6 protein-coding genes are annotated in these 5,733 nt (G+C 70.6%); 4 read left to right on the top strand and 2 right to left on the bottom strand.

Annotated features, from left to right (window positions below):
* Nucleotides 1-351 precede the first annotated feature (351 nt).
* The 4 genes from PUR61_RS07240 (at nt 352) to PUR61_RS07255 (ending at nt 2,531) form a co-directional block, all read left to right on the top strand.
* Nucleotides 352-1,026 carry an HNH endonuclease family protein gene (locus tag PUR61_RS07240; protein WP_329876858.1) on the top strand — a complete coding sequence of 225 codons (675 nt, stop codon included), beginning with the start codon at nt 352-354 and terminating at the stop codon, nt 1,024-1,026.
* 102 nt (nt 1,027-1,128) lie between these two features.
* Nucleotides 1,129-1,284: a hypothetical protein gene (locus PUR61_RS07245; protein WP_329876850.1), complete on the top strand. Its 156-nt coding sequence runs from the start codon at nt 1,129-1,131 to the stop codon at nt 1,282-1,284.
* A 379-nt stretch (nt 1,285-1,663) separates the two neighbouring features.
* Complete coding sequence (locus PUR61_RS07250) at nt 1,664-2,203, top strand: ABC transporter substrate-binding protein (RefSeq protein WP_443035131.1); 540 nt, start codon at nt 1,664-1,666, stop codon at nt 2,201-2,203.
* A 7-nt stretch (nt 2,204-2,210) separates the two neighbouring features.
* Entirely contained in the window at nt 2,211-2,531 is a 321-nt protein-coding gene (locus PUR61_RS07255) for a hypothetical protein (protein ID WP_329876852.1), read from the top strand.
* Nucleotides 2,532-3,903: 1,372 nt separating this feature from the next.
* Here the strand turns inward: PUR61_RS07255 and PUR61_RS07260 are convergent.
* On the bottom strand, nt 3,904-4,938 hold the full coding sequence (locus tag PUR61_RS07260) for a Gfo/Idh/MocA family protein (RefSeq protein ID WP_329876854.1): 1,035 nt from the start codon (nt 4,936-4,938) through the stop codon (nt 3,904-3,906).
* A 553-nt stretch (nt 4,939-5,491) separates the two neighbouring features.
* Nucleotides 5,492-5,733, bottom strand: a 242-nt coding sequence (locus tag PUR61_RS07265) for a hypothetical protein (protein WP_329876856.1), incomplete at its 5' end; no start/stop codon positions are given.

Consider the following 5,733-nt stretch of genomic DNA (forward strand, 5'->3'; position numbering starts at 1 on the left):
GCCGCCGGGCCGTTCGGGTGCTCCGCGTTACCGGACACCAGGGGCGGGAGAGATCGGGTCAGGGGGCCCAGCAGGAACTTTCCCGCGCGGCCCCGCTGGCAGAACGGGATCGGGCCGGCGGACGGTACACCGTCCGGACGGCGGGTCCACCCCTGCCAGAGACCAGCAGCGGCAACCAGAGGAGCTCCGGGAGCCGCTGACCCGTGTCGACCCGTGTCGACGGGTGGCGGCCGGGTCGGTCGCCGCTTTCACGTTCGTTCGTCAGGGGACGGCTCGCAGTCACTGCCAAGGGTGACAGTTGGTCAGTATCCGCTCCACCGGTGGAGCGGGAGGGCTATAACGGGCTCCGTGATGATCACTGTGATGCGCGCGGCGGCCCTGGCGGCCATGGCCGCGCTCTGCCTCTCCCCTTCCACCGCGTCCGCCTTCGCCCCGCCCCCGGCGGTGCCCGACACCGCCCCGATCGGGGTGGCTGTTTCCCTGCTGCCCGTCGCGGACGAGTCCCGCGCCGGCTACGACAGAAGCCTGTTCAAGCACTGGAACGCCGGCGCGAACCCGGCGGACGGCTGCGACACCCGCAAGGAAGTACTGATCGCCGAGGCGGTCCTCGCACCGGTGGTCGGCGCGCGCTGCACGATCACGGGTGGGTCGTGGTGGTCGTACTACGACGAGACGACCGTGACCGCCGCCGGCTCCCTGGACATCGACCACATGGTTCCCCTCGCCGAGGCCTGGGACAGCGGCGCCTCGACGTGGACTCCGGCGCGCCGCGAGGCCTACGCCAACGACCTCGGCCAGGACACCTCGCTGGTGGCGGTCACCGCCCGCTCCAACCGCAGCAAGAGCGACCAGGACCCGGCCGAGTGGCTGCCGCCGTCCGCCAGCGCCCTGTGCCGGTACGCGGCCGAGTGGACGGCGACCAAGCTCCGCTGGAACCTGAGCGTGGACCAGGCCGAACAGGACCGGCTGTACTTCCTCGCGGCCGGCTGTACGGACACCACCGTCACCTGGACCTCGGCTCCGTAGCCGACCGGTCCGTGGGGGCGGCGGCGTCCACGCGCACGGTGCCGCCCCCGTGCGAGCTCGCGGGCGCACCCGCGCGCGTGTGAGGGTTCGTTCACCCCTGCCGTGGGGTGGGCAGGGTGTGGGTGTGCCAAGGAGGTCGGCGACGTCGCCGAGCTGACCACCGAGGCCGTCCACGCGCTGTACGACCAGCCCGAGGAGCGCCGGGTGATGCGCAACGCCCGCAAGGCCCGGCGGGACGCGTTCAACTCCAGGCCGTGAGACGGAACGGAGCCGGGGCCCCCGGCCCCGGCTCCACCGCAACGCCTCGTCCCGGCTGTCGAGGGCAGCCTCGGCGGGGGCGGCGTGCTGGAGCCGGCTGCGGGCCGCGACACGGTCCCCGACCGGCAGCGCGGCCCAGAAGGGATGGGAGTCGACCACCTGGGCAGCGTCGTTCGGCTGCGGTCAGCCGGTCGGACCCGGCGTACTGCTCGGCGCTGAGGACCTCGCCCGCGGGCAGGTCGGCCCAGCCGGGCAGGGCACGCAGGTAGACGGAGCGCTCGGCCCGCACCGCGGCGAGGGCGCGCTGCGCGTCGAGGAGGTCGGGCGGGTACTCGAAGATCGTCTGCTTGGCCACGAGGGGAGTGGCACAACCAGCCTTATCCGTGCTCATGCCGAGTGGCAAGCAACAACCCTCGCCAACAACGGCTCGTACGGCAACATCCAGCCCGGCATCGACTTCTTCGCCCGTCTGGCCCGGACCGGCAACTTCAACCACGCCATTGCCGGCATGGAGAGCATCGCCGCCGGCCAGACACCGATCGTCATCGAGTGGGACTACCTCGACCTGCAGCACACCGACGGGCTCAGATCAGCGGGCGTGGACTGGAAGGTGGCCATCCCGTTCGACGGCAGCTTCGCCCAGTACTACGCACAGGCCATCAACAAGGATGCCCCGCACCCCGCCGCGGCCCGGCTCTGGGAGGAGTACCTCGCCTCCCCGGAGGGCCAGAACCTACGGCTCGTGGACTACGCCCGCCCCGTCCTGATGGACGCCATGGCACACAACGGCACCCTCGGCACCGCACTCGCCGCCAAACTGCCGACGGTCGAGGGCGAACCCTTCTTCCCGACCCAGACCCAGCTGACCACCGCACTGAAGGTCCTCAGAGCCAACTGGCCCACGGCCGCACCCGGATAACCTCCCGGTGGACCCCGGAGCACGGGACCGGCAGGTGGAGGGCATGGGTCACCGGGGCCAGGCGGCCACCAGCCGCTACGACGGACGCCTGGACCGCTACATCGCCTGGGAGGAATGGGCGGCGCCCGCGTACGGCGTGAGCACGCAGCGGCTCGCGCAGGCCGAGGACCACACCTGGCAGGCGTGGCAGGAGCTGCGGGCCGAGCGGCGGCGGGCGTGGCTGGAGCATCTCGACCAGGTGGAGCGGGCGCGGCTGGATCGGCTCGGGAAGCGGGGGCGCCGGGCCCGTGGCGAGGGTGCGGCCCGGCCGCCCGACACCGGCCGGTGACGGCCCGCGCGCGGCCGTCACCAGGCGCGGCACCGATGAATTGTGGTGGCCGGGATTTCAGGTGCCGAAGAGTCGCCTTTTCTTCGTCGGTTCCTCGGGGCGGCGGAGCCTTTGTCCGGTGCTGAAGTCGCGCTTTTGGTAGCACGTCCAGCATTCGATGGCTTCGGGTCGTGGGCGAGCAGGTTGTTTTCGATGAGGCCGACCTGGCAGGTGACGCAGCGTTCGCGTGCTTCGGCGTCCTGCAGGGCCTGGGCAGCCTCGGCGTCGTTCTTCGTGGTGAGGCAGGGCGGGCAGTCGGTGGTGCCGTTGCTGGCGTCCCAGTGGTCTTCGTATTCGTCGGGGAGTCGGCGGCAGGTGGGGCAGCGGGAGGCCTCGGCCTTCTCGTCCGCCAGGCGGTCCTCCTCGGCCTGGGCGGCGTCGTCCTGGGCCTTGAGGCCGGCACGGGTGCGCTCGGTGTACTCGCGGCCCGCCGGGGCGTGGTTGAGGCTCTGCGGTTCGTCGTTGCCGTAGCGCCACCAGACGGTGCCCTGCGGGCCGTCGGTCTGCAGTTCGCGGCCGTCGAGGGTGTTGCGGAGGACCGTGACCCACTGAGTGGTGGTGGGGTCGATCCCGGCCAGATAGGTCTCCGGGCGGGCCTCCTCGGGCAGACCGTCGCTGCTACCGCTGCTTTACGTGAGCACCATCTGCCGAGTGTAGGACCGGCCGCCGACAGCCTCCACGGCACTACTGGCGGCCGGAGTCCTTGCTCCGCCGGTGGCCGGGGCAGCAGCGCCGCCCCGGCCACCGGCGAGCCGCAGGAAGTTCGTCCTTCTCCCACGGCTATCGCGTGGGAAAAGGTGTCGGCGACGGGCAGCGGGCGCCTGTCCCGCCTGCCCGGAGCCGCCCCGTGCGCGGCAGAAGTGGTGGGAGGCTTGGCGGACAGCCTTCGAGGCGAGGAGCGACAGATGCCGGCGGCCCACGTGCACGACCACAGCCCGGCCCCCGCTACCGGTCTTCCGCATCAGCACCAGCGCCGGCCACGACCGAGGCCGGCGCCCTCACGTCCGCCCGGGCGCCGCCCCGCCCCACCCGCCCGCTCGCCCCCTCGCTCACACGCCAGGCCGGGGGCTACAGAAGGTAAGTCGGCCCGGTGAGAATCGCCTGCATCTCGACCTGGCGGGCCCAAGCCCGCGCCAGAAGACCGCACAGTGGCGCCCCGTACTGGTCCCGGGTACCGGGCGGCCCCGGATTGCTCCGGCGAAAGCGGCGCGATTGCGCACCGGCCGTGGACCTGGCCTCCCGGGCGGGCCGACGCCCTTCAGCAGCGGTCCCGGGCTGGCCTTCGGTTGCTCCCTTGCTGCCGTGCTGACGCGGTTCCGGCCGCCTTCGCAGGTCAGGACAGGCGTACGACCTCGCCGCTGGCGGCGCTGGTGCGCGCGGCGTCCAGTACGGTCGCGGTGGTCACGGCGTCCCATGGGTCCACGGGCAGCGGACGGGTGCCACGGAGCGCGGCGGCGAAGGCCGGGTAGAAGAGGTCCCACTCGCCGCGGGCGGACGGTGCGGGATCAACGTGGTCGCCGCGCAGCACCTGGCCCCAACGCCGCTCGGGCTCGATGCCCCAGCGCTCACCCTCCGAGGCCGGGGAGGCACCCGCGATCAGCAGGGCTTCCTGACCGTCCACACCGTCGACCACGTACGTCCCGGTGCTGCCGGTGGCGCGGAAGCGCGGGCCGGGTGCACCTTGGCGCCAACTGCCGGACAGGTGCGACAGGGCCCCGCTGCGGTGGGTCAGCGCGACGAAGACGTCCTCGTCGAGCCCTTCGCCGCCGTCGCGGCTCCGCATCTCCGCATACACCCGCTCGACTGGCCCGGACAGGACCAGCGCCTGGTCGACCAGGTGGCTGCCGAAGTCGAGCAGGGTGCCACCGCCTGCGGCCGGCGGGCCGGGCTCGGGCTGGAACCGCTCGAAACGCGACTCCAAGCGGGTCAGAGTACCGAGCGCACCCTCGGCCATGAGCCGCCGCAGAGTCAGGAAGTCGGAGTCCCAGCGACGGTTCTGATAGACCGTCAGTGGAACCTGCAGCCGCTCCGCCAGTTCCGTCGTCTCCCGGGCAGATGCCGCGTCGAGCGCGAACGGCTTGTCGCAGACCACTGCCAAACCCAGCTTCAGCGCCTCCTGGGCCAATGGGATGTGTGTGGCCGCCGGAGTGGAGATCGCGACCGCCTCCGCTCCGGCCCGGGCCAGTTCCTCCAACGACTCGTACGCCGGCCGGCCCAGCTCACCGGTGATCTGCTTTCGGCGCTCCGGGGATGTGGTGACCACCCCGAGAAACTCACAGTCCGGGGTGGAGGCGAGCAACGGCGCATGGAAGTACCTGCCGCCGAAGCCGTAGCCAGCCAGTCCGATCCGTACGGGCGCGTCCGTCATGTGCAATCCTTGCCGTCGATCTCTTGAAAACATTTGCGGTAGAGCCTCAGCGAACCCTGGGGTCCACGTGGGCACTGTCAAAGCCGAGCTGTACGTGATGCGATTCGCGGGGGCCGAAGATACCGACGAACGGTTCGCCGACCTGCCACCAAGAGCAGCCGACCGCGCCTGCCGAATCGCTGACATCCTGGCCAGGACCCCTCACCCAGGACACCTGACCAATCCCCACAGAATCACCCGGATCAACCGGTGCAGGGACCGGCCGCCTCCCGAACGACCGCGGAGCCCGACCAGTTGGACGCACGTTCTGCCTCGCGTCCTGGCCCCCGTGTCTCACACCCTTGGAGGCCAGGCTGAATCAGCCAGAACTCCTGACAACACCGATTACCCCAACACTCTCACCATCACATGTTTGCGTCAACACTAAAATGGTGCAAGTGATCGCGGGGTCCCGCTGCTGTGACGTGTCGCCATTTTGGTTGTGGGTCGTGGCTGTGATGTGGGGTGTTGTGGTTGGAGTGGGGACATGGTCAGGGTGTGTCGGGGTGTTGCCTCACGGTTCCTTGATCGTTTCTGTTGGGTGTGACTGTTGTGCGGGGTTCTGGTCTGCGGGTATCGGTGATATCTCGGGAATCGGTGGTTGTCTGAGGTGTCTGTCGCGCGTCAGACTTTGTGGCAGGGCTTGTTTCTTGCGGGTCCTGCCCTGTGAAGGAGTCTGATCGATCATGGTGAGGCCGCCGGCGTTGCCGCCGGAGGAGAAGGTCCGGATCGTGCTGTCGATCCTGGCCGGTGAGA

The organism is Streptomyces sp. BE20 (assembly GCF_036322525.1).
In the GTDB taxonomy this organism is placed as follows: Bacteria; Actinomycetota; Actinomycetes; order Streptomycetales; family Streptomycetaceae; genus Kitasatospora.

Bases quoted from the DNA above. Each gene is read 5' to 3' on its own strand.
- PUR61_RS07240 (WP_329876858.1), top strand. From the start codon at position 352: ATGATCACTGTGATGCGCGCGGCGGCCCTGGCGGCCATGGCCGCGCTC.
- PUR61_RS07260 (WP_329876854.1), bottom strand. From the start codon at position 4,938: ATGACGGACGCGCCCGTACGGATCGGACTGGCTGGCTACGGCTTCGGC.